35 protein-coding genes are annotated in these 21,577 nt (G+C 35.6%); all 35 read right to left on the bottom strand.

What is annotated here, in order from left to right; translation table 11 throughout:
* Positions 1–23: 23 nt before the first annotated feature.
* Positions 24–191: a phage tail assembly chaperone GT gene (gene gpGT, locus NXS11_RS05675; RefSeq protein ID WP_373319380.1), complete on the bottom strand. Its 168-nt coding sequence runs from the start codon at positions 189–191 to the stop codon at positions 24–26.
* A 35-nt stretch (positions 192–226) separates the two neighbouring features.
* Positions 227–589: a phage tail assembly chaperone G gene (gene gpG / locus NXS11_RS05670; RefSeq protein WP_259199693.1), complete on the bottom strand. Its 363-nt coding sequence runs from the start codon at positions 587–589 to the stop codon at positions 227–229.
* 5 nt (positions 590–594) lie between these two features.
* A complete protein-coding gene (locus NXS11_RS05665) occupies positions 595–768 on the bottom strand; it encodes a hypothetical protein (protein WP_259199692.1) in 174 nt (57 codons plus the stop codon).
* 81 nt (positions 769–849) lie between these two features.
* The gene (locus NXS11_RS05660; protein WP_259199719.1) at positions 850–1,470 is read right to left on the bottom strand and encodes a major tail protein; all 621 of its coding nucleotides are present in this window, start codon (positions 1,468–1,470) and stop codon (positions 850–852) included.
* A gap of 8 nt (positions 1,471–1,478) precedes the next feature.
* On the bottom strand, positions 1,479–1,886 hold the full coding sequence (locus NXS11_RS05655) for a hypothetical protein (protein ID WP_259199691.1): 408 nt from the start codon (positions 1,884–1,886) through the stop codon (positions 1,479–1,481).
* Positions 1,883–2,317: a hypothetical protein gene (locus NXS11_RS05650; RefSeq protein ID WP_259199690.1), complete on the bottom strand. Its 435-nt coding sequence runs from the start codon at positions 2,315–2,317 to the stop codon at positions 1,883–1,885. Before NXS11_RS05650 ends, NXS11_RS05655 begins: the two co-directional genes overlap by 4 nt.
* On the bottom strand, positions 2,308–2,640 hold the full coding sequence (locus NXS11_RS05645) for a hypothetical protein (RefSeq protein WP_259199689.1): 333 nt from the start codon (positions 2,638–2,640) through the stop codon (positions 2,308–2,310). Before NXS11_RS05645 ends, NXS11_RS05650 begins: the two co-directional genes overlap by 10 nt.
* Before the next feature lie 12 nt (positions 2,641–2,652).
* A complete protein-coding gene (locus tag NXS11_RS05640; RefSeq protein ID WP_259199688.1) occupies positions 2,653–2,931 on the bottom strand; it encodes a head-tail connector protein in 279 nt (92 codons plus the stop codon).
* Between the two features lie 93 nt (positions 2,932–3,024).
* Positions 3,025–4,170 carry a phage major capsid protein gene (locus tag NXS11_RS05635; protein ID WP_259199687.1) on the bottom strand — a complete coding sequence of 382 codons (1,146 nt, stop codon included), beginning with the start codon at positions 4,168–4,170 and terminating at the stop codon, positions 3,025–3,027.
* Positions 4,171–4,182: 12 nt separating this feature from the next.
* Positions 4,183–4,956 carry a head maturation protease, ClpP-related gene (locus NXS11_RS05630; protein ID WP_259199686.1) on the bottom strand — a complete coding sequence of 258 codons (774 nt, stop codon included), beginning with the start codon at positions 4,954–4,956 and terminating at the stop codon, positions 4,183–4,185.
* Complete coding sequence (locus NXS11_RS05625) at positions 4,907–6,175, bottom strand: phage portal protein (RefSeq protein WP_373319379.1); 1,269 nt, start codon at positions 6,173–6,175, stop codon at positions 4,907–4,909. The genes NXS11_RS05630 and NXS11_RS05625 overlap by 50 nt, the downstream gene beginning before the upstream one ends.
* A gap of 3 nt (positions 6,176–6,178) precedes the next feature.
* Positions 6,179–7,870: a terminase large subunit gene (locus tag NXS11_RS05620; protein WP_259199683.1), complete on the bottom strand. Its 1,692-nt coding sequence runs from the start codon at positions 7,868–7,870 to the stop codon at positions 6,179–6,181.
* On the bottom strand, positions 7,860–8,165 hold the full coding sequence (locus tag NXS11_RS05615) for a P27 family phage terminase small subunit (protein WP_259199682.1): 306 nt from the start codon (positions 8,163–8,165) through the stop codon (positions 7,860–7,862). The genes NXS11_RS05620 and NXS11_RS05615 overlap by 11 nt, the downstream gene beginning before the upstream one ends.
* A gap of 121 nt (positions 8,166–8,286) precedes the next feature.
* Positions 8,287–8,607 carry an HNH endonuclease gene (locus NXS11_RS05610; protein ID WP_259199681.1) on the bottom strand — a complete coding sequence of 107 codons (321 nt, stop codon included), beginning with the start codon at positions 8,605–8,607 and terminating at the stop codon, positions 8,287–8,289.
* A gap of 187 nt (positions 8,608–8,794) precedes the next feature.
* On the bottom strand, positions 8,795–9,241 hold the full coding sequence (locus NXS11_RS05605; protein ID WP_259199678.1) for a DUF722 domain-containing protein: 447 nt from the start codon (positions 9,239–9,241) through the stop codon (positions 8,795–8,797).
* 13 nt (positions 9,242–9,254) lie between these two features.
* Positions 9,255–9,431 carry a hypothetical protein gene (locus NXS11_RS05600; protein WP_259199677.1) on the bottom strand — a complete coding sequence of 59 codons (177 nt, stop codon included), beginning with the start codon at positions 9,429–9,431 and terminating at the stop codon, positions 9,255–9,257.
* Positions 9,424–9,732 (bottom strand): hypothetical protein, encoded by a 309-nt coding sequence (locus NXS11_RS05595; RefSeq protein ID WP_259199675.1) that lies wholly within the window; start codon positions 9,730–9,732, stop codon positions 9,424–9,426. The genes NXS11_RS05600 and NXS11_RS05595 overlap by 8 nt, the downstream gene beginning before the upstream one ends.
* Before the next feature lie 162 nt (positions 9,733–9,894).
* The gene (locus tag NXS11_RS05590) at positions 9,895–10,038 is read right to left on the bottom strand and encodes a hypothetical protein (RefSeq protein WP_259199674.1); all 144 of its coding nucleotides are present in this window, start codon (positions 10,036–10,038) and stop codon (positions 9,895–9,897) included.
* Between the two features lie 39 nt (positions 10,039–10,077).
* On the bottom strand, positions 10,078–10,626 hold the full coding sequence (locus NXS11_RS05585; protein ID WP_259199673.1) for a dUTPase: 549 nt from the start codon (positions 10,624–10,626) through the stop codon (positions 10,078–10,080).
* Entirely contained in the window at positions 10,616–10,855 is a 240-nt protein-coding gene (locus tag NXS11_RS05580; RefSeq protein ID WP_259199672.1) for a hypothetical protein, read from the bottom strand. Before NXS11_RS05580 ends, NXS11_RS05585 begins: the two co-directional genes overlap by 11 nt.
* Positions 10,852–11,175 (bottom strand): hypothetical protein, encoded by a 324-nt coding sequence (locus NXS11_RS05575; protein WP_259199671.1) that lies wholly within the window; start codon positions 11,173–11,175, stop codon positions 10,852–10,854. Before NXS11_RS05575 ends, NXS11_RS05580 begins: the two co-directional genes overlap by 4 nt.
* Positions 11,168–11,569: a hypothetical protein gene (locus NXS11_RS05570; protein WP_259199670.1), complete on the bottom strand. Its 402-nt coding sequence runs from the start codon at positions 11,567–11,569 to the stop codon at positions 11,168–11,170. Before NXS11_RS05570 ends, NXS11_RS05575 begins: the two co-directional genes overlap by 8 nt.
* A gap of 2 nt (positions 11,570–11,571) precedes the next feature.
* Positions 11,572–12,030 (bottom strand): class I SAM-dependent methyltransferase, encoded by a 459-nt coding sequence (locus tag NXS11_RS05565; RefSeq protein ID WP_259199669.1) that lies wholly within the window; start codon positions 12,028–12,030, stop codon positions 11,572–11,574.
* 1 nt (position 12,031) lies between these two features.
* Positions 12,032–12,421 carry a YopX family protein gene (locus NXS11_RS05560; RefSeq protein ID WP_259199717.1) on the bottom strand — a complete coding sequence of 130 codons (390 nt, stop codon included), beginning with the start codon at positions 12,419–12,421 and terminating at the stop codon, positions 12,032–12,034.
* A 25-nt stretch (positions 12,422–12,446) separates the two neighbouring features.
* A complete protein-coding gene (locus tag NXS11_RS05555) occupies positions 12,447–12,824 on the bottom strand; it encodes a hypothetical protein (protein WP_259199667.1) in 378 nt (125 codons plus the stop codon).
* Between the two features lies 1 nt (position 12,825).
* The gene (locus tag NXS11_RS05550) at positions 12,826–13,029 is read right to left on the bottom strand and encodes a hypothetical protein (RefSeq protein ID WP_259199666.1); all 204 of its coding nucleotides are present in this window, start codon (positions 13,027–13,029) and stop codon (positions 12,826–12,828) included.
* Complete coding sequence (locus NXS11_RS05545; RefSeq protein WP_259199665.1) at positions 13,022–13,240, bottom strand: DUF3269 family protein; 219 nt, start codon at positions 13,238–13,240, stop codon at positions 13,022–13,024. The genes NXS11_RS05550 and NXS11_RS05545 overlap by 8 nt, the downstream gene beginning before the upstream one ends.
* Entirely contained in the window at positions 13,233–13,640 is a 408-nt protein-coding gene (locus NXS11_RS05540; protein ID WP_259199663.1) for a DUF3310 domain-containing protein, read from the bottom strand. The genes NXS11_RS05545 and NXS11_RS05540 overlap by 8 nt, the downstream gene beginning before the upstream one ends.
* A 13-nt stretch (positions 13,641–13,653) precedes the next feature.
* Positions 13,654–14,367 (bottom strand): SA1788 family PVL leukocidin-associated protein, encoded by a 714-nt coding sequence (locus NXS11_RS05535; RefSeq protein ID WP_259199662.1) that lies wholly within the window; start codon positions 14,365–14,367, stop codon positions 13,654–13,656.
* A gap of 2 nt (positions 14,368–14,369) precedes the next feature.
* Positions 14,370–15,734: a DEAD/DEAH box helicase gene (locus tag NXS11_RS05530; protein WP_259199660.1), complete on the bottom strand. Its 1,365-nt coding sequence runs from the start codon at positions 15,732–15,734 to the stop codon at positions 14,370–14,372.
* A complete protein-coding gene (locus NXS11_RS05525; RefSeq protein WP_259199659.1) occupies positions 15,734–16,015 on the bottom strand; it encodes a PDDEXK family nuclease in 282 nt (93 codons plus the stop codon). Before NXS11_RS05525 ends, NXS11_RS05530 begins: the two co-directional genes overlap by 1 nt.
* Before the next feature lie 356 nt (positions 16,016–16,371).
* A complete protein-coding gene (locus NXS11_RS05520) occupies positions 16,372–18,819 on the bottom strand; it encodes a virulence-associated E family protein (RefSeq protein ID WP_259199657.1) in 2,448 nt (815 codons plus the stop codon).
* Positions 18,820–18,821: 2 nt separating this feature from the next.
* Positions 18,822–18,992, bottom strand: a complete 171-nt coding sequence (locus NXS11_RS05515) for a basic helix-loop-helix domain-containing protein (protein ID WP_259199656.1) — start codon at positions 18,990–18,992, stop codon at positions 18,822–18,824.
* 14 nt (positions 18,993–19,006) lie between these two features.
* Positions 19,007–20,959 carry a DNA polymerase gene (locus tag NXS11_RS05510; protein ID WP_259199655.1) on the bottom strand — a complete coding sequence of 651 codons (1,953 nt, stop codon included), beginning with the start codon at positions 20,957–20,959 and terminating at the stop codon, positions 19,007–19,009.
* 63 nt (positions 20,960–21,022) lie between these two features.
* The gene (locus NXS11_RS05505) at positions 21,023–21,577 is read right to left on the bottom strand and encodes a DUF2815 family protein (RefSeq protein WP_259199652.1); all 555 of its coding nucleotides are present in this window, start codon (positions 21,575–21,577) and stop codon (positions 21,023–21,025) included.

The raw sequence follows: 21,577 nt of genomic DNA, 5'->3' as shown, positions 1-21,577 counted from the left end.
AAAATAAAGGAGCTATAAGCTCCTTATAATCCACTCAATATTGCATCAGCTTTTGTATCAGATATGACTTTATTAGTATGTCTTTCATCAAGAATTTGAAGTACATAATAGAATGGCATTTTTAACACGTCATTGATGTCTTTTCCTTCCTTTATCAAATCCCTTATAACAATATCTAAATTTTTCAACATACCTTGATACGTCAAATCTTCATCTTTAAGCTGTTTTAACTGATGCTCTGAATAAACTTTTTTGTTTCTTCATCTTGCTGACCGTTAGCAATAAATTCTACTTGCCTACGCAAAGTATCTAATGCATCAGGTGCATGCAGACGCGTTTTAATATCTTTCTTCGTTAATTGCTTACCATAAATCTTCACAACAATATCAATTAACTTATCAAGTTGCTCTTTGAATGACATTTCTTTTTCGCCCATTTCAACTTGTTCCAGTTCCGACATAATGTCAATAGCACCATAAAGCACATCTAAAGGGATAAAATGAGGTGTCAAGAATGTTTCTAATTTAATCTCTTCTGCGTTCGGATTTTCTACTAATTGAATGTAATTACGTTTTAATTTGTTAGACATTTTAATTACTCTCCTTGTTTATCTAATCTTTCAAAAAACGGTAACTCATAGCCCGCTTCTTGTAACTTTCTTTCATGTTCATTAATGTACTTAATCGTTTTGTTGATTGTTTCACCTTGTTTAAATAGTTCTTGTGTCTTTTTATCCTTGCTAGATTTTAAAACTTTAAACTTTGCCATATGGTCACTCCTTTTTAACGAGAGTTATTTTTGTGTCATACAAAAATAGGCGACCGTTTAAAGTCGCCTTAAATGTTCATTTTATAATTCACTTGATACTTCATCTGCTTGTTGCAGACCATTTTCATTACCTAATAACCGTTTGAAGAATTCATTTTCATCTGCACCGTCTAAAGATGAATCAAACATAATTTTACGCTTACCATCAGCAATTCGATGCATTGCAACACCTTCCGATTCTTCTGAACTGAACTCCCAGTTTTCTTCTGCAGTTTTACCTTCAATTTGTGGATCAGAGAACATAACTTTTGTTAATCCGACACGTTGGAAAGTGCCATCTCGACGCTCACGCTTAAACCATACCGCAACGTAGTTGTTCTGTTTACCTTGTTCTTCCGAATACACACCTTTTTCATCGTAAATTTCATTAAAAATCAATTCACGAATTTCTTTCGGAAAAGCATGCATTGTCATGCCGATTTTACCTTCTCCGTCAGTGTTACCTGATTCAATAATACTACCATCAGCATATGCATTTTGAACCTCTCCGCCAGTTTCTACTGAAATTTCTTGAAGTCCACGTGTTTGTGTGATTTTTTCATATTTAATTGTACCATCAGGATCATCTTGCTTTAATAAAGCAAAACCTAAATCCTTAATATTAATGTACGCTTTTGGTGTTTTTGCATATTTTACCATTATAATTCCTCCTAATATTCATCATTATAAAAAATAGCTTCATACCGCCTTGTAGAGCGATATAAGCTAAATTGACTATTAAAATCATTTCCTAAGTTTGCAACCAATTTAATTTTGTCAGCATTCCATAAAATTTCACTAATTAAATTTGAAATTTCATTTCGTAATATTCTCGCATTATATTTTTTAGACACATTAACATACACATCAATCTGAAAAGCATAATTATACGCAATTCTATCGCCGTCAGCATGGGTTTCAGGCGTCGGATCGTCATAATCATCAATAATAATTGTAGGTTGTAACAAGTTTTGAGCATCAGGTGTTTTATTGAATTTAATATCGTTAGAACTGACTTTTTGACTAAGTCTTTCATCCGCTTTCAGCAAATTGTATACGTGAGTTAAAATATCAATCATATGTGCTTTTCCAATTCTTCTTGAATTTTTTTGAAAAATGATTCTTTAGCTGAACGCATTGCCCTATCAATAGCACCTATACCTTCAGGTTTGATAAATTTACCGTTCACTGAATGATATCCTTTTTCATTCAAATGCACGATTTTATAACGGTCATGTGGACCTTCCCAATAAACATAAATCGTTCTTTTTCCACCTTCCCATGCAGGCTTAGACAACTTCACCTCTCCGTATTCTGCGCCCGTATATCTAAAGTGGCGTATATTAGATTTTACTGCGTCTAACACAACTTTTCCTGCTTCTTCCAAAGCTAAATCATATATTTTACGCAATTTACGTACGCCAACTTTTTTCTCTATATGATTTAATACGGCTTTCTCATCAAAAAACACGCCCGACTTCTTAATACCTTTGCCTATTTTTACAACCATGCCACTTCACCTACAATCTTCATGTAATTATTAAATGTCATACTTACATGCTTAATATTAAAACGTTGATTTTTGTATATACCTGTTCTCAATTCTAAAAAATTAGCGGTATGAATATTTATGGATTTAGGAGGTTGTCTTAAAACAACAGTTACAACTTTGTTAGCTAAATCTAAATTACCCAGTCGATAATCTTTTTCTGTCGGGTCATATACTAAACATCTTGCCTTATAAAAAGATGAAACGCCTTCATCAAATGCTTCGGGACCATTAGCCTGGTTACTAAAAAATTCAACTTGGTCATTAAACTCATTAAATTTCAAGACAACACCTCCTTACCAGTTTTTTAATTTTAAAATCATACTTTGCAATGCTTTGTCGTTAAATTCCTTGTTATAAGAATTGTTTTCAATATAGCCTCGTGTTTCAAAATCACGTGCAATAATGTATCTAATCGCTATACAGTAAAGTGGGTACTCTTTTTCTCTTTCTGAATAAAGAGGGACACCACTCAATTCTAATTCAGACTTTGCTGATGCAATCAAAGTTTCAATCAATTCATCATCTAAATCATGATCGATATATAACCATTGCTTAATTGTCTGTAAATCCATACGATAGCCCCCTACACCTCAGGAACGTCTAATACTTCTTCATTGCTATTAGAAACTTCTAAGTTTTCTTCATTCCGTTCGATTTTTGGGGGTTTAGCTGGGAGTAACTTTAGCAATACGGAACGCACTATCTAAAATACGTTGTTGATCATACCAAGCTGTTAACACGAATAAATATTCACCCTTCTTAACATCTTTGTCAGTATCATAAGTCGTACCATCGTAGTTAATGCCAAAGTAATTAAAATCACCAACAATTGGTTTTACAGCTGCATCTGTAAATACGACAGGTTTTCCGAATACTTTTTCAGCAGGTGCATCAAAGAAGTTTGTTGTACCATTTGATAATGTTTTAACAACTTTTACATAATCAGAGTATCTCATGTAAATAGTAGCATTTTCACGATAATCTTCGTGCAAATCAGCTAGAGCATTTACAACTGCGTCATAAACATCCGCTCCTTCGATTTCTTTCACTTTGCCATTATAGAATGACATATGCTCTAAACCAGAAGCTGGAGAAGTAGCAAACGCATCTTTACGTTCTTTCGCCGCTAAACCAGATTGTAATGCATTTTCAACCCAGTTAACTAAGTCTACGTCTGAACCGTGAATAACTGTATCAGAAATCGCAGAGAATACCTTAAATTTGTTTGTACCAAACTTAACAGTATCACCTTTAAGTTTTAATTCTTTCGCAGTTTCTTCGTCAGTTATAAAGTCATCGTCGTCTAAAGTGAATGAAATGCGAGGAATCTCTAATCCTTTAATATTTGTTAAACGTGCTTTTTCACGTAATTGGTTTTTAGCAAATGGTTCAGATACAATTTCTTTTGATAATGTTTTTGGTAGTAATTTATCGCCACCTGAATCATTACCTGTCGGCAACGCATGCAATAAACGTTGCGCTTCTGTTGAAGGCTTTGCAAATTCATTTGGTAGTAAAGCGTGACGATAGAATTCCGCTTTAGCTTTAATCAATTGTTCATCTTTGCTTAATGTTTGGTAAGCACTACTATTACCTTGAACTTTTGCTTTTTCCTTTTCTTCTACTTCATTCACCTGATGTTCAACGATATTGTAGCGTTCTTGTAAACTAGTGCGCTCTTTTTCTAACTGCTTAATATCATCCATACTTACATTTGGATCTGTCGCTTTTTGACTCAATTCATCATTTTTGCTTTTTAATTGTTGACCAATCATTCCCAATGATTGCTTTAATTCATATAATGTTGTCATTTAACATTCCTCCTAAATATTCATCATGATTTTCAAACTTTCACAACTTTTTTTAATTTGATTGCGCATTTCTTTTTCTTCTTGTGACATAGTTTCTTTAGGTGTTTCAACCGTTGTAGTTCTCTCTAAACCTTCAATGTTTGTAATCTTGTCAACATCTTGCTCAATTGATTTAGGTACATGTTTAAAGAGTTTATATTGTTCTTTAGAAATACTTGCAGCTACCTCATTGGCACCTAGTACTTCGTCAATAAAGCCCATTTTTAATGCTTCATCTGCAGTTAACCAAGTTTCAGCTTCAAGCATTTCATTCAATGCTTCTTCAGATAAATTTTGTGCTTTATCTAAATAAGCTACATTGCTTGCTTTGTCTGTTTTGTCTAATAAATCTGCAGTTTCTCTTAATTCTTTGGCGTTACCCATTGTGTAAATCCATGAATTATGAATCATTAACAAACTATTTTTGTGCATAAAAATAGTGTCACCGCTCATGGCGATCACACTTGCAATCGATGCAGCTAACGCATCAACATAAATATTTACTTTTGCTTTGTGCATACGTAGCATATTATAGATTGCATGCCCTTCAAAAACGTTGCCACCAGCAGAGTTAATATGAACATCAATTTCACTAACATCGCCCAAAGCGTCTAATGACTCTTTAAACTTAACAGCACTGACATCTCTATCTCCCCATTCATAACTCACAATATCGCCATAAATATAGATTTCGCCTTTACTGTTTACTTTCTTGTTCATTTGGAAGTACGTTTGATTGCTTTTCATCTGTATCACCACCTTTCAAAGATTTACGCATTTCTAAAGGTATATCGATAGGATATAAATCGCCACTGATCAACGGCTTATCTCCATTTTCAACTGGCGGTAGATCTTCCCACTCACGAATCTCATTGATTGTGTAATAGCCGCTTCGTAACGCTTTGAAGTACACTTCAGCCTGCGTTGCACTATCCGCACGAAGATAAGATTTAACGTTAAATTTAAAATAACGACCTTTCTTTCGGTCGGTCAGTGTTAGTAATTTGCGGTTAAATTCTTCTTCATATTGCTTAATAATGGGTAATAAAGTATGTTGCAAGAAAAATCTATTTAATTCTTCATTTTTACTAAAGGTTGCTTTTGCATCTACATTCAAAAATATAGAAGGTATTTGGAAGACGTTTGCAACACGCTCTCTAGTTAAATTTTCAGATGCCACAATATCTTCTGAAACATATTTTCTAGGGAGTTGTTCGATTTCAACACCGGGTTCTCTGAATAAAATACCACCATTTTCTTGATAAAATGCTTTGAAATCGGTAATAACATCTTTGCGTTTCTCTTTATCGATGTTACTTCCATAAGTCAAAATGAATGAGTCAGGCTTGTCCATTTCTTTTAAATTGAACGAACGTAATGCTCTGTCGAAATCCATCGTATTTTTAAGTACATCGATAGGACTAATACCTTTTACCATATTAGACGCAACGATATGTTTAAAATGAAGCATATCGGTATTATGCACATATAAATGCTTTCCTGATGTAGCATGTACAACAAAATACAACTCATTTGAATTGTTTTCTATTGCCATTTCGACCACATCTGGGTTAAGTAAGAACAGCTTTTTAGGTTGAGAATAAACATCTCTCTCAATCAAAACATAAGCATTGCCTTTTTCGTTACGAACAGTTTCAATTTGATTTATAAAATCAAAACTACTCAAAGAATTATTCGGGGATACTGTTATCAAATCTGATACTTCTGTGTTTATCACTTCATAATTCTCATATAATTTGATAGGCATGCTTGCTAAGGAATTAGAAAGCTTTGTTATCGCTGAAAATATGGTTTCATTCGTTTCTAAACTGTTATTAATAACGCCCCAAAAACTTTTATTGCGCCAAGGCGTAAAGTCATACATGTTATTGACTGTATTGTCTACCCAATTTCCTACAAGCTTCTGCTTAATACGTTCAAAAAGATTATTTGCTATTTTAACCACCTCCTAACTTCTTAAATCTTTGATACTAATAAATTCGATACTGTTTTTCGAAGTGTCATTTACGATTTTATGCATAATATCAGTGTACGTGTTTAGTAATGCAGCAAATCCATCAATTTTACGGTACCTTCCTTGTTTGGATGGCAACCAGTTACCGTTTCGGTCTTTTTTCAAGTGAACATTGTTGATATACCACTTCATTAACGGATTATTATTGAACACGACTTTTCCATCTAAAAACATTTCTTTTAAATCTTTTAACGCAGGACTTAATGTCAGTGAGCCTTGCCTTGTTTCTTCTGTTGTAAACCCATGATTTTTTAATTCTTGATTTAATTTATAAGCATTAGCACGGTCATAACATATTTTCTCTACTGGGTGATGTTGGTTAATTTGTACAATCCAATCAAAAACATCTTGATGATCAATATATGGTTTGTCTTGAATGGTTAAATAACCATCTTCTTCCCACTCTCTATATGGTATTCGTTCATTCGAAAGGTCTACCTTGTGTTTAGGTATCCACGAATGTGAAAGTACTGCTATCCTACCATCGTTTAAAGCAAACGTTGCAACTGCAGCAGTGAAGTCTTCTGTTTCCGATAAATCATATCCAATCGTACATGGCTTACCTATTAATTCGTCAAGAGAAATCACATCGTTATTCTTTTTCAAAGTGTCGTAATCGATAAAACCCATTTCATCATTATTAACAAAAATATTAAATCGTTTTGTGACGAAATCACTTCGTTCCGCAGGTACTCGCTTTGCTTTTTCCCATTCTTCTTTCATTTCCTCTAAATTAATTGATACTCCTAGATTTGGATTTGCTTTAACCCAATTTCTAGAATCATTTATATCATCCGAATCATCTAAAGAGGCTAAAAAGTAAAATGTACGTTCATCTTCAACTGCACCGTCTAGTACATCTCTTCCTGCTTCAACCATGCTGATTAAGGGACCATCGAGAACAGTTCCAGCAGTAGTAATATATATTAACAAGGGTTGTTTCCGTGCAGCTCGAGAGTTTTTAATGACATTTATTAACTTATAATCTTTAAATTCATGGATTTCATCAAATACACCCATATGAGTGTTTAAGCCATCTAACTTCTCGCTATCGGATGCTTGTGGCATTATCTTCGAAAATGTTTTATCATAACGAATTTCATCCCTCAAAGTCCTAAAGTTTGCTTGAAGTTTAGGGCTAGATTGGATCATTGCTTTTGATTCATCAAATAATATTCTAGCCTGTCGCATTACATTAGCTAACAAATGAACTTCCGCACCATTTTCGCCATCTTGTGACACTCCATAGTTAGAAACTCCTGAAATCATCGTCGTTTTACCATTTTTACGCCCCATAAAAATTAAAGCTTCTTTAAAACGCCTAATTCGAGTTTCTTTATGCACCCAACCAAACAGGCTTCCTATTATAAAATGTTGCCAAGGTTGTAGTACTAAATTTTGAAAATCACCTTTGGAAGGTTTACAAAATTTCTCTATAAATCTGATAGGTCTATGTGCTAATTCTTCATCAAAAACCCACTTACCACCATTTTCCAAGTATTTTAAGTGTCTTTCACACTCTTTCGTTACATACTTACTTGCTATCATTTTCCCTTGAACAACTTGTTCTGCATACCATGTTGTTAACAATTTAGGCGACGGCTCATTTAAAATTTTAATAGTCACCAAAACCATCATCCTGTTGAACTACTTTTTCACGTTGTGCAGCAGTAAGTCCGAGAGATCTAAGCAAGTTATTAAGAACCTGTACAGTTTTTGTTAGTTCGATACTTAACGGATTTTTAACAGTATTACTTGCGCCCGCTTTGTTGGTGTGTTCAATCATTAAATCTGACTTTTTCAATTCGTCTCGTAACCTGCAATAAAATTCGTAAGTGTCGATATAAAGATTTATCAACAGATCGTCTGACTTTTGATAATCATCCACATAGCTAATCAATTGTTTTTTTGTTATCTTCATAGGATTTACCCCCCTTTCATGAAAATGGTTCGTGATTGCAAACGAATGGACCCGCACCGCTCCCAATAAAATGTTTATATACCAATGATGGTAGGGGGGGTATCTTTCGCATCCTGTCACTTCACACTTTCAAAATACGAACCTTTGTGTTTTTATTTTCGTCATCGTTCGAATCATTTGCATGTATTTGGTTATGGCATTTTTGACAAACAGATACTAAGTTATCTAAATCCAGTGCTTTATCAAAATCGTGATCTAAATAAATAATGTGATGAACAATCTTAGCATCACTTATCTTTCCACCTTCTAAACATTTTTGACATAAATAGTTATCTCTATCTAAAGCAATCTCACGAACCTTTCTCCATGCCTTAGATCGATAGAACCAATCATGTTCATATGTGTATCGTCCATTCTTATATACATTGTTATGCTTAGTCATAGCAATATGAAGCGGCTATCATTCCACTCCTACTCCTTTCATACGCATTAAAAAGACACCGCACAAACTAATGTACGATGTCTAACTGGAGTTTGAAATGCACGGATTTAAAAGATACATTGGGTAATAATGTATACTAACATAATACATAGATTACAACCGCACTTACAGTATGTCAGAAGTGCGCTTAGTCAAAGCTAACCCATCCAATACGTTTAGCTGTATCTCTCATAATTTTATTACGTAATCTAAGTACTGCATCTCTGCTGATAATCTTATCATCATCACGTTGCTTTGTAAGTTCATGAGCAATGTCTACCCATTCATAAACTGTAAGGTCTCTCTCCCAGTATCTATGCTCAATAATAAATTTCTGCTCAGCCGTTGCCTTGTTGTAGACATCTTCAATAGCTGACACTATCGCTGACAGATTACGATACTTGTTGTCATCATGTAGTTTAATCACTTCATTTTCTACTGGACTTCTTGGCAAGTTAGGTTTACCGCCCCCGATATTCTTGTCTTGCGGTTGATACAGTAGTTCGTATCTTCTATACGCCAATTGACCTTTGACATTATTATAATTAATCCAATACTCTTCAAGTTTAGGAATATCTGCTTTACCTAACTTCATCTTATACCTCCACTTAGTTTATAAACTCTACTTCTGTATTCGGTGGATACTTAACAATATTGTAAGCTTTATGTTGTGATTCTAAATACTCAATAAACTCTGCCTGTTGCTCCAGTGAAGGTCCTACTTGCTTAGTTATCGGTATTACGATGATTACTCTGTCTGCTCTTCTAAAAATAACTTTAAACATACTTGTCACCTCTTTTAAGCGTATCAATCAATCTATTAATCTTTCTATGCGCCTTTATGCCTACACGTTTATTACGTTCTAATTCTCGTTTCAAATTAAATATCTCCGTATAAGCAAAGAGAATTAGCATTGTTACTGCAAAATGTTCGTTATCAGTTAAGCTGCCGATAACTAATGTTGCTACCAATAAAATCACTATCCCAGAATGTATTAAACTTCTTCTGTTTGTATTCAAATTTATTAACAGTATAGCTAAAGTTGATGTTACTATAATGCCAAGCATTCCTAATCCATGCGCCACTACTCACTCACCTCCGCCCTAATACCATTTAAATCAATCTGATCTAACGAACTAAACAGCTCATCCACTTCATCGTTAGCTGTTAAACGAATGTACAGTTCATATACCGACATAACAAACAGGATTATTGTTATTAGTAATTCTGCTGTCTTTAGCATTCTTTTAATGCTCATTTTTCAACACCGCTTTTCTAACAACTTGATATACGTACTTAAAGAATCGATATAGTTGCTCAACAAATTCTTTAACACGTAAATACAAATACAAGTCATACATACTATTTGAATAAGTAATTTTATGATTCATCTTTTCAACACCTCTTTTATTTTCTCTAATATGTCTTTCTTAGACGTATCCTTTTTCAACGTCTGCTGTCCCGTCTTGTCTTGCATGATTACGCTCCATCTTCTTTTTGTACGCATTGATGAGTTGGTCAATTGAGTATAATCGATAGGCGATATCAATCGGTAATGATGAGCAAAGAAGGTAAAGCCACTCTTCTTCATCAGATCCTCTTTGATGTTCTTCAAGAATAAAAAGGCAAATTTCTGGATCCAAAAACATGTTCAGTAATTTTGATTTGTCAATAACTATATCTTTAGAGATACTTAAATCTATAACGTCTTTTAAAGACTTAAGTCTCACATCGCTCTGATTCGCTATACTCAAACCGAACGCTAACATATCTGCCAGCTCATCTAACTGCACTTCTAGTGGTTTACCTGGATTTTTCTTCCAGTTTTTGAAAGTCTCAAGTGTATTGAACCACTCAAAAAATTCAACAATGTAGGCGATTTTACTATCTTCTAAATTCAGCGTTGGTATTCTGTCATCGAATTCTTTTTGAATTAGAAGTAATTCTTGTAATTGCTCAACTGTTATTTTATTTGTCATTATCATAGACCCCTTCCGTTTTTGAAGATATTATTTGCATTAAGTGAAGCATTTCAATTTTTGTCATTCCAACAGATTTACACGCTTCTTGTATTGGTTTAAAATCCTTTTCATCTTTCATTGTACTAATCAGGTAGTCTGTCGTTTTGTGTGCTAAAGCTAATTGTTTAAACGCTTTTAAAATTGTATTTGCTAATAAAATTGACACTAAGATTTTAAAAGTTTTCATTTCTCATTCTCCTTTTCACTCTCTAAAATTTTGTTTAGCTTGTGCTGTATATTTATATAGCTAGTATTGTTGGTTAGCTCAAATCTTTTTTTGATGTGCCGTACAAATAAGTCGACTGCATACTCAAGCTTGTTTTTGTATTCATCACGTTGCTCTCGCACTTTAGCAATATCGTCAATCAATTCGTCTCTTTCTCGTTTAAACCGATCTCGCTCGTCAGATAGCTTTGCGACTGTTTTGAGCAATCTACTATTCTCACTATCTAACTTGACACGTTCTGCGCATAAATCTGCAATTCGGCGTTTGTAATCTTTACTCAACAAACTCACCTTCTTTCCAAATGAGCTTCAATTCATTGTTGTCTTGTTCAATATAGAAAGCTAAAGATATCGCTCCCAAAGCTTTTGAAAATTTTATGCAGCTATTAACGGATTGTGGTGATTCCCAATTTACATACTTCACATCTCCCACACAATTTTTTATTTTTTCAACTAAACCTTTCAGCTCAGTATCCTCATCAATTTCTTGATCAATTTCAATCTCAAAAGTATCTTCAGGAACAAAGTCGGCAATTTCAAAGTCTTCTATGAGATCTCCAGGATACACATCCGTTCCGCACCAGCCTAGATAATGTTTTGTTTCAATTTCATGAGATCTTATCTTTTTGAGCAACTCTTCAAGTCTAACTTTTTTCTTTACTTTGATTTTGGCCATCATTATTCTCCTTTCATAAAAACCAACCAGTGTGTTTTACTTCGTTTGTTTCCAATTAATGGCCGGTAATTAATATTCTTTAGTATTTCTGACAATTTGACTTGTTCTTCATTCCACTTGAAAATCAATGTGCCATTAGGCTTTAATACGCGCATACACTCATTAAAGCCTTGCGCTATATCAGTTGGCCATGTATTTTCTAGCTTTCCGTACTTTTTGGCCAGCCACGAATTTTCTCCAACGCTTTTCAAATGCGGTGGATCAAACACGACCATATAAAAACTTTCATCATCAAATGGGATGTTTCGGAAATCTCCTACAATATCCGGCTTTACTTCTAACTTTCTGCCGTCACACAGCACATCTTCAAATTCTCGATTATCCATAAAAACAGTTGATTTATGATTTTTGTCAAACCAGAACATGCGGCTGCCACAACATGCATCTAATATTTTGGCCATGTTACTCGTCCTCCTTTAACAAATGTGGATGTTCACATATGTTACAAAGCGATTCTAAACAATGATCTTTCATAATTTGATGTAATTCGTATTTCTCATGTGTATAAAGTAATTCAATACCAAAACATGCTTTATCTGACATCCATATTATGACACCATCATCACTAATTCTTTTGTCGTAACGATATCTAAATCGCACTATGTCACCCTCATAAACTTCTACATCATTTTCATCAAAAACCCCTGTCGCCGCCATAATGTCAACTTCGTCAAACGTAAGTCGATACAATTTCAATCCGAAACTCGACTTATCCATATTGATAAACGGTTCTGATACTAACAGTTCTCTTCTGTTAGGGTAGACCTCCAAAATGTCCTTATAATTAAACATTTTCTTTTGCTTTTCATTCCAAACTCTAAATTTCAGTAGCATCTTTGTTCAGCTCCTTCGCCTTGTTTCGTATAAATCGCACTCTCTGTTCGACTCTGTTAATATCTTCTGGCTTTTTCCATTCACGAATTATTTCAATCTCATCGTCTTTACAATTTTCATATTCTACAATTTCTAGTACTTCACGGACACTTAGGTATCCTATTGGCTCACACACACAGTTATTCGACAATACTGTAGCTAATTCAAATAAACCTTGCTCACCACCATAAGAGTAACTATTGCGAATAACACTTAATATATATGGAGATTCTGTTCTGAACTCATATCTCTCCCCATCCAGCCATTCGTGCTCAAAAATTAAGTACGGGGATTCTAAAAAACGTGTTTCAAATTTTGGCATATTAGTTCCACTCCCTATTCTTTTTAACGTCAGCACGATTAACCAGCATACTGACTTTGTTGTGATGTACTTTTACTACAAAGCCGTTAACACCTTTTGCCTCAAGTTCTTTTTGCAATTCTGTCGGCGACTTACCAACAGTGTTAATGCGATAACGCTGTTTTACAGTATCGCTAAGTTCACGTGTGCATGTTTCATTATTCATATTTTTGCTTACTCAATTCTTCGCTCGTGTATACATCGTGCTCTTTTTTAAACACTTCGAACTCGCTCCACTTGTACACACCGTCAAATTTTTTGTAGTACGGACCATAACCAAGTACACTAAAATAGGCTTCGGTTGGAATAACCAAACAAAATTTACTTCCATCTGATTTATACAAACGATAGCTGTTTAGCAGTCCGTATTTACTCATCTTTGGCGCACCAACATTCTATTGCTAAACCTAAAGATTCTTGAGCCTTTTTCAAATCTTCTAAACCATTTTTAAAAGGTGCTCTAATGATATATTTGGCACAATTCCCTACATGATAAGCAACTGAGCCTTGCTTATATCGTTCTGCAATTTTATTGATAAATGTTTTTGCTTCTGTTCCATCCGAAAAGATATAATGCTTTGGTTTTACGACGGTGCTTTCAACCTCTTTACTAGACGGTATTTTTTCCCATTTTAATTTGTAGGGAACGTATGCTGTAATGCCTACTAAATCGTCACTCATGAGAAATTTATCAGGATACAAATTCACTACTTTACCTAGCAAAAAACCATTTTCAAAAGTTACTTTCACCCTGTCTCCTTTTTTTAACTTCTCCATTCTAATCACTCCTCTAAATAAACTGAACATTGCCGTACAAATCTGTTTTCACTCTTGCTATGCCTGGTCTGCTCATCAGATACCTACCGTAATCACTCAATTTATGTTTCTGTGGTACTGTTTGAAGGTGAGGCTTAGACTTACGTAGTCTCTCTTCTCTGTAGCTTTGTGCACCTGCTTCGCTAGCTCTTTTATTGATTTCGTCTATCTCTTCACAGTTTACGGTTAGTGTTTCTTCACATGGATCTATGTCTTTAACTACAGGTTTAGCCATTGCTTCCTCAAGTGTCATACCTTTTGAAACACGTAAACCTATCACGCTTGTTGTTATGCCTTTAATCTCAAGCTCTAAGATTTTTTCATAAGGTATTTCAATGTCAATGCCTCTAATCTTAGACTTGAACACTATATTGTCTACTGATCCTACGTACTGACTGCTCAACTCCAATGCTAAGTCGATACTCCAGCCGTTTGCTAAACGCTCCTCAATAGTTGAAAGCGTCAGGGCTTTACGATCTTTTTTCTTTATCTGCTCTTTGGTGAGCTTCAGTCTCTTGTGATAGGTGTCGGTTATAATTTCTTTAATATCGACGCCTTGTTTCAATTTTTTACGAACAGTATTTTTCGAAAAACCACTTGCTTCAGCAATTTGTGCGATAGATACCGTTTGTCCTTTATAATCAATCTTTTTAGTCCTGTCATTGTGTATTTCAGGCAACTCAAGCATTGTTATCCCTCCTTATTTCTGACTTCTTCTATTCTCGCTCTGACTGCTCTCATCAAATCTTCTTGACCTAGCTTTTTATTTTGCAAAACTTTAAACACTCTCTGGTCTATTGTGTCGTCTGTCATAATATGATGAACTATTGTAGTATGCTTTTGACCTTGACGGTACAACCTTGCATTCGCTTGTTGATAAAGCTCAAGCGACCATGTCAGACCAAACCAAACGATAATGTGTCCGCCTTGTTGTAGGTTAAGACCGTGTCCTGCACTTGCAGGGTGTGCTAAAAGAATTTTTGCTTTTCCGTCATTCCATTTAGATTTGTAATCTTTATCATCTAAGGTCACGACATCATCAAAACGTTTAACTATTCTGTCTTTATCATGTTTAAAGTTGTAAAACAGCAGAATCGGTTGTCCTTGAGCTTCTTCAATAATTTCTTCCAGCTTATCTAGCTTTCTGTCATGAATGTGTCTGACTTCTTCGTCATCCGTATACACTGCACCATTAGAAAGCTGTAATAGTTTTTGACTTAACGACGCACCGTTTTGAGCTACAACAGTACCTTCTTCTTCCGACTCTAAAATGTAAAGTCTTTCAAGTTCATTGTATAAACGTCTCTCTTTAGGCTTTAAAGTCACAACTTGTTGTGTATCAACACGTTCAGGCATTTTCAAATAATCTTGTGCTTTCATACTTAAACAGACATCTTCAATCAACTTATAGATTTCAGCTTCTGCACCAGCACGTAAGTCCCAATTAAACACATGATCACTCACTTGATGAGTAGGTACAAAAAACCTCTTTCTAAATCTTGTGAAAGACTTGTCTAGACGTTCGCCAGAATCAATCAAATAGACCTGTGCCCATAAATCTAAAAGGCTATTTGGACTTGGAGTTCCTGTTAAACCGACAAAGCGGTTGATTAAAGGCAGTTTCTTTTTTAAAGCTTTAAACCTTTGGCTTGATGGATTTTTAAAAGTTGATAACTCATCTACAACAACCATGTCAAACGGCCATTCTTTTTTATATTGATTGCATAGCCACTTAGTATTTTCTTTGTTGGTCACATAAATGTCTGCTTCAGCATTAAGTGCTGCAATCCTTTGCTTGGGAGTGCCTAAAATTTTAGACACCTTTAAATGTTTTAAATGATCCCATTTATTTATTTCATCCGCCCATGTATCTTTCGCGACATTCAGCGGTGCTATCACTAGCATCTTGTTAGTATCCAATAACTTTAAAAGGCTAAAAGCGGTTAAAGTTGAAACTGTTTTACCTAAACCCATATCTAAAAACAGACCAAATCTTTTATTCTCTATCAATTTGTCAATTGAATATTTTTGATAGTCATGGGGTTTAAACTCCATTAGTCTTTTAACACCTCTTCCATAAATTCATCTACTTGCTTTTTCGACCATAAAACGTAAACGTTGTGGTCTCTGATTTCTAGCTGCTTATGAAAATATTTTTGTAGAGGGCTTATCTTTCCTTCTACTTGTTTCAGTTCTACAAAATATATCTGCCCTTTAGGCATAATCACAATCCGGTCAGGCACGCCTCTTGTTCCAGGAGACACCCACTTTAAGCATAGACCGTTTTGCTTTTTAACTTCTTTTGCTAAGTAGTTTTCTACCTTAACTTCTCTCATTCACTCACCTGCATAATGTATACAAAATTTATAGAGGTGTTACTGGTGTTACTCAAAAATTTATTTTTCCATACTAATAAGCTGTTAGGGGTTGCTACATTGCTTATATACTCCCTATCTTTAATTATTAATATATTAAGTAAATTTAAGGTAACAGTAGTAACACTTACCTTTTAGACTTAGAGCACCACAGGATAGAGGTGTTACTCAAGGTGTTACATTTGTAAATTTACACAGTAACATCAGTAACACTCTTAGAGAAATTTAACACTTTTACTGTTACTCCAAATCTACAGAAGTAACACTTCGAATAACATTGCAGTAACACCTAATTACGAATAATAATTAATATTTCTTTATAATAATTCATAATCCTTTTCTTTTTTAACGTAGGCTTTCTGTAAACCGTAATCTTTTCCAAACCTTAATTTGCCTTGCTTATTACCTTCGTAGTCTTGCCAATCGCTTAACTGCCTAATTGCGTTATTAATCTTTTTAACTTCCATCATTTGTCGACTATCGCCCTTATCTTTTCCAAAGCACTCAACAAATATCTCAAGAGCGCACACTTTATCACGTTCAACGTAATCTACTTCTCCAATTGGTAGCATGTCTACGTCTCCTTGATAGAAACGACGTCGATCAAAAATTCTTAAATCGTTCCAATTACTAGGTATTTTAGTTTTCAAGAACTCATCAATAATACCTACATAAGGTGAATCTTCAGTATGGCTACTTTGAATTTCGCGCATCTGTTTTTCCAGTTCAGGATTTAAAAAGAGTTCTTCGCCTTTTTCATAATAATGCTTAGCCTCTGCCCATATTTGATCTATATCGTTTTGGGTTAATTTAGACCAATTAGCTTCGACTCTTTCAGGATTAACTGTCATTGGCCAGAACCGACGCCCACCTGTTTCATCTCTCAAAAAATCTACTTTGTTCGTCGTTCCTATAAAAATGCATTGTCTTGGAAAATCTTCTATATAATGACCATATGCGACACGGAAGCGGTCGATTTGTTTCGATATAAAGTGTTTAATTGCCTCTACTTCTGCTTTACGCGTAGCTGCAAGTTCAGCCATTTCCATTAACCAAACACCTTGAAGCGCTTCATAAGCTTCCTTTCCTGTTACAGAAACTAAGCTATCTGAAAACCACGCACCGCCAAGCTTTTTCAATATGGCGGACTTCCCAACTCCTTGTGGACCATACAACGTAAGCATGTAGTCAAACTTACAACCAGGTTCCATTACACGTGCTACACCTGCAGTTAAGGCTTTACGTGTAGCCACTCTATTCACTTCTGAATCCTCAACACCTAAATACTTAACGAACAAGCGCTCTAGACGTGGTATCCCGTCCCAAGATAAAGTGCTTAAATAGTCACGCACTGGATGGTAAGCGTTTTGCAACGCAACACTGACAATAGCGTCTTTAGTTTTACCTGAATGGTGGATGTCGTAAATCTTTTCAATGTAGCTGCGTAAGCTACTGTCATCGCCATCTTGCCATTGTCTCGTCTTATTGCTAGTTTTCCAGGGCACCTTTCCTAGACATTCAATTTGTTTAGTAAATTCATTGAAAGCTATCTTGCCTTTAACATTAGGGTCATTACGTAAAATGATTTCAATATTAGGAATACTCGCTTTGAACGTCCCTTTTGACGTTATTTCCAAAGTCTCTTCCCAATCAGATTCATCAGTATCAATCATTTCAAAATCTTCAACAGCCGTCGCCATTCTATCGTTGATTAACTGTTTTTTAACCTTATCGTCTGTCTGCGCCTTTTGTTGCATAGCTTTATAACTTGGGAGCCTATTAACTGGTGTGTCAGCTTTAGCCTCTTCATCTTGAGCACCATATAAGTGAATACGTATTAGATCAAAACTATTCACTAATAAACCACTCACAGGGTCTGTGTTATGGTGTGAGTAGGCAAACTTGCCATTCTCGTATAACACTAAACCGCCAGCAGTTGAACCACCATGATATGTGTATCTATCAGCAGAATGAGAATCATACAAGTCTGAAATGAAGGTCTCAATCGCTTCTTCTATGGTGTAAGCCCGACAGAAAGCTCCTACGATACCCGGTTTATCTTCTGGGTTACCTTGCTTATCCGCCAAGCGTTTAGTTTTACTTTCTTCTCTTGATGACGTTGGCCACTCAAGCGTATCTGTCCAATCAAGATATTCATTTAATATCTTATCTGGATCTAACAGTGGCAAATCTTCATAAGTGAAGAAGAATTCAGCGTCCGCACTTGTTGACGGCCAATACATTAAACGGTGTGGTTGATAAGTTGTGTCATCAAAATAATCCATACCAACCATGTCCGCTACTTTGCGACCGACTGCTTCATACTCATCAGCATTTACGTTACGCTTCAGAGGTATCACTAAGCGTAATCTTGGACTTACGTCCCTATGCTTATGCGTAGAATATACGCAGTACGCAAAATCATAAAACATTGATAGTATATCCACCATATCTTGTGCTGCATAATCAAGGTCGAGCGTAAGCATAGAACGGTTCATCACTTTACCAGCACGTCGCTTACCTTCTTTTAAATAGCCCCCTACAAAACCCCCAACGTCTTTAACATCAGATTGTTCTGTCTTAGACATCTTGTTGTAGTCTGATAGCGATTCTTTCGTCCTAACCGTTCGAGCAAGTTTTTGCATAAAGTCAGACCAAGCCATGTTGTGATTTGTCCAATTCGTTGCCAGCCTGCTACTTGCGAAAGCGTATTGGATGTCACGATCATATTTGATTTTTTGTACTTGTTTAGCTTTGTCTAACACGTTCACACCTCCTCATCCATAGCTTCAATAGTGATTTCTAAATCTCTTACTTGCGCTTCTAACCCCTCAATATAATCAAGGGCATCGCGTATTAACATGTCTTTCGTTTCATCATCTTTAAAGTGGTTCTCGAAAAGCCACTTAGTGTCGTAAAACCTTTCTTTAGCACTCATAGGAAACCTCCCTCCTAATCTTTCATGTAAAACGGAGACGTGAATCCATCACTATTAAGATTTAAACCTTCCGCCCATTTAACCGGCTTACTCATTAGCATTTCAATTTCTCTCAAGCTATCACTATTTTTAGGCACTTCAACAATTACTTCATCATGCACATGTCCAACAATTTTGTAGCCCGCTTTCTCAATTCTTAGCATTGAGATTGCTAGTAAATCCCTAGCCGTTGCTTGTACAATATTCTCGACTAGCTTACCACCGTATGTTTTAAGGACTGACCATTTACGATTAGTGTTCAACCCCCTGTATTGAACGACTACCCCGCCCCATTCATTCTCGCTTAATTGAGCTTTTGGGTATGCAAGAGAGCGACCGCTAGGCAATTCAATCATTAAAAAGCCTTTCTTCATGTAGAATCTAAGTCCATGTGTATGATGAGTCTTGCGTGATCTAACTGTGTTAATCGCTGCGTCTTGGCAAGCTTTCCAAAAGTCAACGATATTAGGGTTAGCGTTTCGCCAACTATCTACTAAGCCTTGTAACTCACTTTCTTCAATGCCCATTTCTAAAGCACCCATTGCTTTTAACGCCCCGGGTCCACCTTGATATCCTAAAGCCAATTCAGAAACTTTGCCTTTTTGTCTTAAAGGGTCTCCTTTAGTAATCGACTCAACTGGTACACCAAACATTTGAGACGCAGAAGCTTCATAAATTTTGCCGTGTGTATTAAACACATCTAAACGCCATTGTTCTTTCGCGTACCAAGCAATCACTCTAGCCTCAATCGCAGAGAAGTCACTGACTGCTAACTCAAAACCCGCTTCAGCTGTAAAAGTTGTTCTGACTAATTGACTTAATAAGTCTTGAGGGTGCACATCAAGCAACAGATCTAAATCGTCGAATGCTTGGTCTTTAATAAGTTCGCGTGCAATTTCTAATTCAGTATCACTAATATAGTGCTTAGTAAGGTTTTGTAACTGAACACCACGTCCAGCCCATCTTCCTGTACCTGCACCATAAAATTGGAATAAACCTCTTACACGCTCGTCACTACACATCATGTCATGCATTTTGTTGTATTTTTTAACACTTGTCTTAGACATTTGTAATCGAATTTCTAGCATCTGCTTAGCCTTGCCTGTCGCAATTTCTAAATAGTCTTGAACGGTTTTCTTTTGAAGATTAGGAATGTCCAAACCTTGTTCATCATTCAACCATTCGAGCAGTTGTGTTGGGCTATTAGGGTTCTCTAAACCTGTAATTTGAATTGCTTTTTTAAACAGTTCATCTTTACTCTGTCTATCGAGTTCATTAGCACCTAACATTAAAGCTTTTGATAGCTTAATGCCTCTATCATTAATACGTTGGTCGAGTGACCAATAAGCCTGTTCTAGTTTAGGCACCGGAAAATCTTTAATCTTTTCAGCAATCGTCATCTCAACCTCAACATCGCGGATACAGTAATCCATAAATTGTTGCCATTTATCCGGCGCATGTTGTGGCAAGTTACGATTTCTCCCACCATTGGCTTTGGTGGGTTTACACGGTACTGAAAAGTACTTTATTAGGTTCTTACCTGCAGTATCTTTTTGGTTTTGTAGATTTAAAACTTGACCAACTTTTTCCAAAGATGCAGGCAAGCCTATACGTGTAGCATTTACCATTGTGCACGTCCATTCATTAGGTGGCATTTCTCTATTAAAATGCTTAGCCAAACACACTCTTTCAAAGTTCGCATTGAACGCATATTTTTTAATATCAGGGTCAAACAATGCAATTTTGAAAGTTTCAAAATCAGCATGATAAGGCTCTTTATCTAACGTTGTCATGTCAATGACACTGACTGTCCCGCCATCTATTGAGTATGCAAGAATTAAAATCTCAAAATCCTCAGCTTCAATGTACTTATATACGCCACTTTTTGATAGATCCGTACTACTATATGTCTCGATGTCAATACTCATGTATCTCAATTTCTTATCACTTCACTTATTTTAAAGTTAAGGGGCTTAATGCCCCTCAGTTAATTACAGTAAATCGTCATCATCAGTGTCTAATTCATCAAAATCATCTTCTGCACTGCTTGCACCGCCCAAAGGCTCTCCTTTTTCAACTAATTGAATGTTGTTAAGTCCAGCAGCAATACCTTTATTGCCATTTGTATTGAACGGAAACAGATTGATTGACGCTCGAATGTAGTCCCCACTTACTACCGCTCCGGGATCCGTTAAACGGATTTTATTTTGGTCGATGATACCTGGTGCTTGTTTGCTTGACACATTGATAAAGTAGGCGTCTTTATACACTTCATCATCTTCACGTTCTGTGTCTCCATCACGTAGAGGTAATTTTAATTTTGCAGGAATCTTTCCATTAAACTTGGAAATCTCACCTTGTTCTTTTGCTTCTTCAATCGCTTTTTCAATTGCCTTAATCGTACTTGTGTCCGATTTAGGGATAATTAAGCTAACTGAATATTTAGGTTCTTGACCTTCCTGCATTGAATGCGGTTCAAAGATATGCGCGTATGACGCTCTTACTTTTCCTGTGATCACTTTAGTTCCATTTTGTTTAGCTTTCAT

The sequence above is a fragment of the Staphylococcus americanisciuri genome, from assembly GCF_024814435.1.
GTDB classification, from domain to species: domain Bacteria; phylum Bacillota; class Bacilli; order Staphylococcales; family Staphylococcaceae; genus Staphylococcus; species Staphylococcus americanisciuri.
Note: the sequence above shows the minus strand (reverse complement) of the source record. Positions and strands in the feature narration are given on the sequence as shown.

Coding starts and splice junctions, on each gene's coding strand:
- NXS11_RS05515 (WP_259199656.1), bottom strand. CDS start 18,992: ATGAGTGCTAAAGAAAGGTTTTACGACACTAAGTGGCTTTTCGAGAAC.
- NXS11_RS05550 (WP_259199666.1), bottom strand. CDS start 13,029: ATGAATAATGAAACATGCACACGTGAACTTAGCGATACTGTAAAACAG.
- NXS11_RS05630 (WP_259199686.1), bottom strand. CDS start 4,956: ATGAAAAGCAATCAAACGTACTTCCAAATGAACAAGAAAGTAAACAGT.
- NXS11_RS05580 (WP_259199672.1), bottom strand. CDS start 10,855: ATGAAAACTTTTAAAATCTTAGTGTCAATTTTATTAGCAAATACAATT.
- NXS11_RS05605 (WP_259199678.1), bottom strand. CDS start 9,241: ATGAAGTTAGGTAAAGCAGATATTCCTAAACTTGAAGAGTATTGGATT.
- NXS11_RS05610 (WP_259199681.1), bottom strand. CDS start 8,607: ATGACTAAGCATAACAATGTATATAAGAATGGACGATACACATATGAA.
- NXS11_RS05540 (WP_259199663.1), bottom strand. CDS start 13,640: ATGGAGAAGTTAAAAAAAGGAGACAGGGTGAAAGTAACTTTTGAAAAT.
- NXS11_RS05655 (WP_259199691.1), bottom strand. CDS start 1,886: ATGATTGATATTTTAACTCACGTATACAATTTGCTGAAAGCGGATGAA.
- NXS11_RS05665 (WP_259199692.1), bottom strand. CDS start 768: ATGGCAAAGTTTAAAGTTTTAAAATCTAGCAAGGATAAAAAGACACAA.
- NXS11_RS05635 (WP_259199687.1), bottom strand. CDS start 4,170: ATGACAACATTATATGAATTAAAGCAATCATTGGGAATGATTGGTCAA.
- NXS11_RS05560 (WP_259199717.1), bottom strand. CDS start 12,421: ATGTTTAATTATAAGGACATTTTGGAGGTCTACCCTAACAGAAGAGAA.
- NXS11_RS05530 (WP_259199660.1), bottom strand. CDS start 15,734: ATGGAGTTTAAACCCCATGACTATCAAAAATATTCAATTGACAAATTG.
- gpG (WP_259199693.1), bottom strand. CDS start 589: ATGTCTAACAAATTAAAACGTAATTACATTCAATTAGTAGAAAATCCG.
- NXS11_RS05525 (WP_259199659.1), bottom strand. CDS start 16,015: ATGAGAGAAGTTAAGGTAGAAAACTACTTAGCAAAAGAAGTTAAAAAG.
- NXS11_RS05535 (WP_259199662.1), bottom strand. CDS start 14,367: ATGCTTGAGTTGCCTGAAATACACAATGACAGGACTAAAAAGATTGAT.
- NXS11_RS05505 (WP_259199652.1), bottom strand. CDS start 21,577: ATGAAAGCTAAACAAAATGGAACTAAAGTGATCACAGGAAAAGTAAGA.
- NXS11_RS05555 (WP_259199667.1), bottom strand. CDS start 12,824: ATGCCAAAATTTGAAACACGTTTTTTAGAATCCCCGTACTTAATTTTT.
- NXS11_RS05590 (WP_259199674.1), bottom strand. CDS start 10,038: ATGAATCATAAAATTACTTATTCAAATAGTATGTATGACTTGTATTTG.
- NXS11_RS05600 (WP_259199677.1), bottom strand. CDS start 9,431: ATGTTTAAAGTTATTTTTAGAAGAGCAGACAGAGTAATCATCGTAATA.
- NXS11_RS05585 (WP_259199673.1), bottom strand. CDS start 10,626: ATGACAAATAAAATAACAGTTGAGCAATTACAAGAATTACTTCTAATT.
- NXS11_RS05570 (WP_259199670.1), bottom strand. CDS start 11,569: ATGGCCAAAATCAAAGTAAAGAAAAAAGTTAGACTTGAAGAGTTGCTC.
- NXS11_RS05640 (WP_259199688.1), bottom strand. CDS start 2,931: ATGGATTTACAGACAATTAAGCAATGGTTATATATCGATCATGATTTA.
- NXS11_RS05650 (WP_259199690.1), bottom strand. CDS start 2,317: ATGGTTGTAAAAATAGGCAAAGGTATTAAGAAGTCGGGCGTGTTTTTT.
- NXS11_RS05565 (WP_259199669.1), bottom strand. CDS start 12,030: ATGGCCAAAATATTAGATGCATGTTGTGGCAGCCGCATGTTCTGGTTT.
- gpGT (WP_373319380.1), bottom strand. CDS start 191: ATGTTGAAAAATTTAGATATTGTTATAAGGGATTTGATAAAGGAAGGA.
- NXS11_RS05510 (WP_259199655.1), bottom strand. CDS start 20,959: ATGAGTATTGACATCGAGACATATAGTAGTACGGATCTATCAAAAAGT.
- NXS11_RS05545 (WP_259199665.1), bottom strand. CDS start 13,240: ATGAGTAAATACGGACTGCTAAACAGCTATCGTTTGTATAAATCAGAT.
- NXS11_RS05615 (WP_259199682.1), bottom strand. CDS start 8,165: ATGAAGATAACAAAAAAACAATTGATTAGCTATGTGGATGATTATCAA.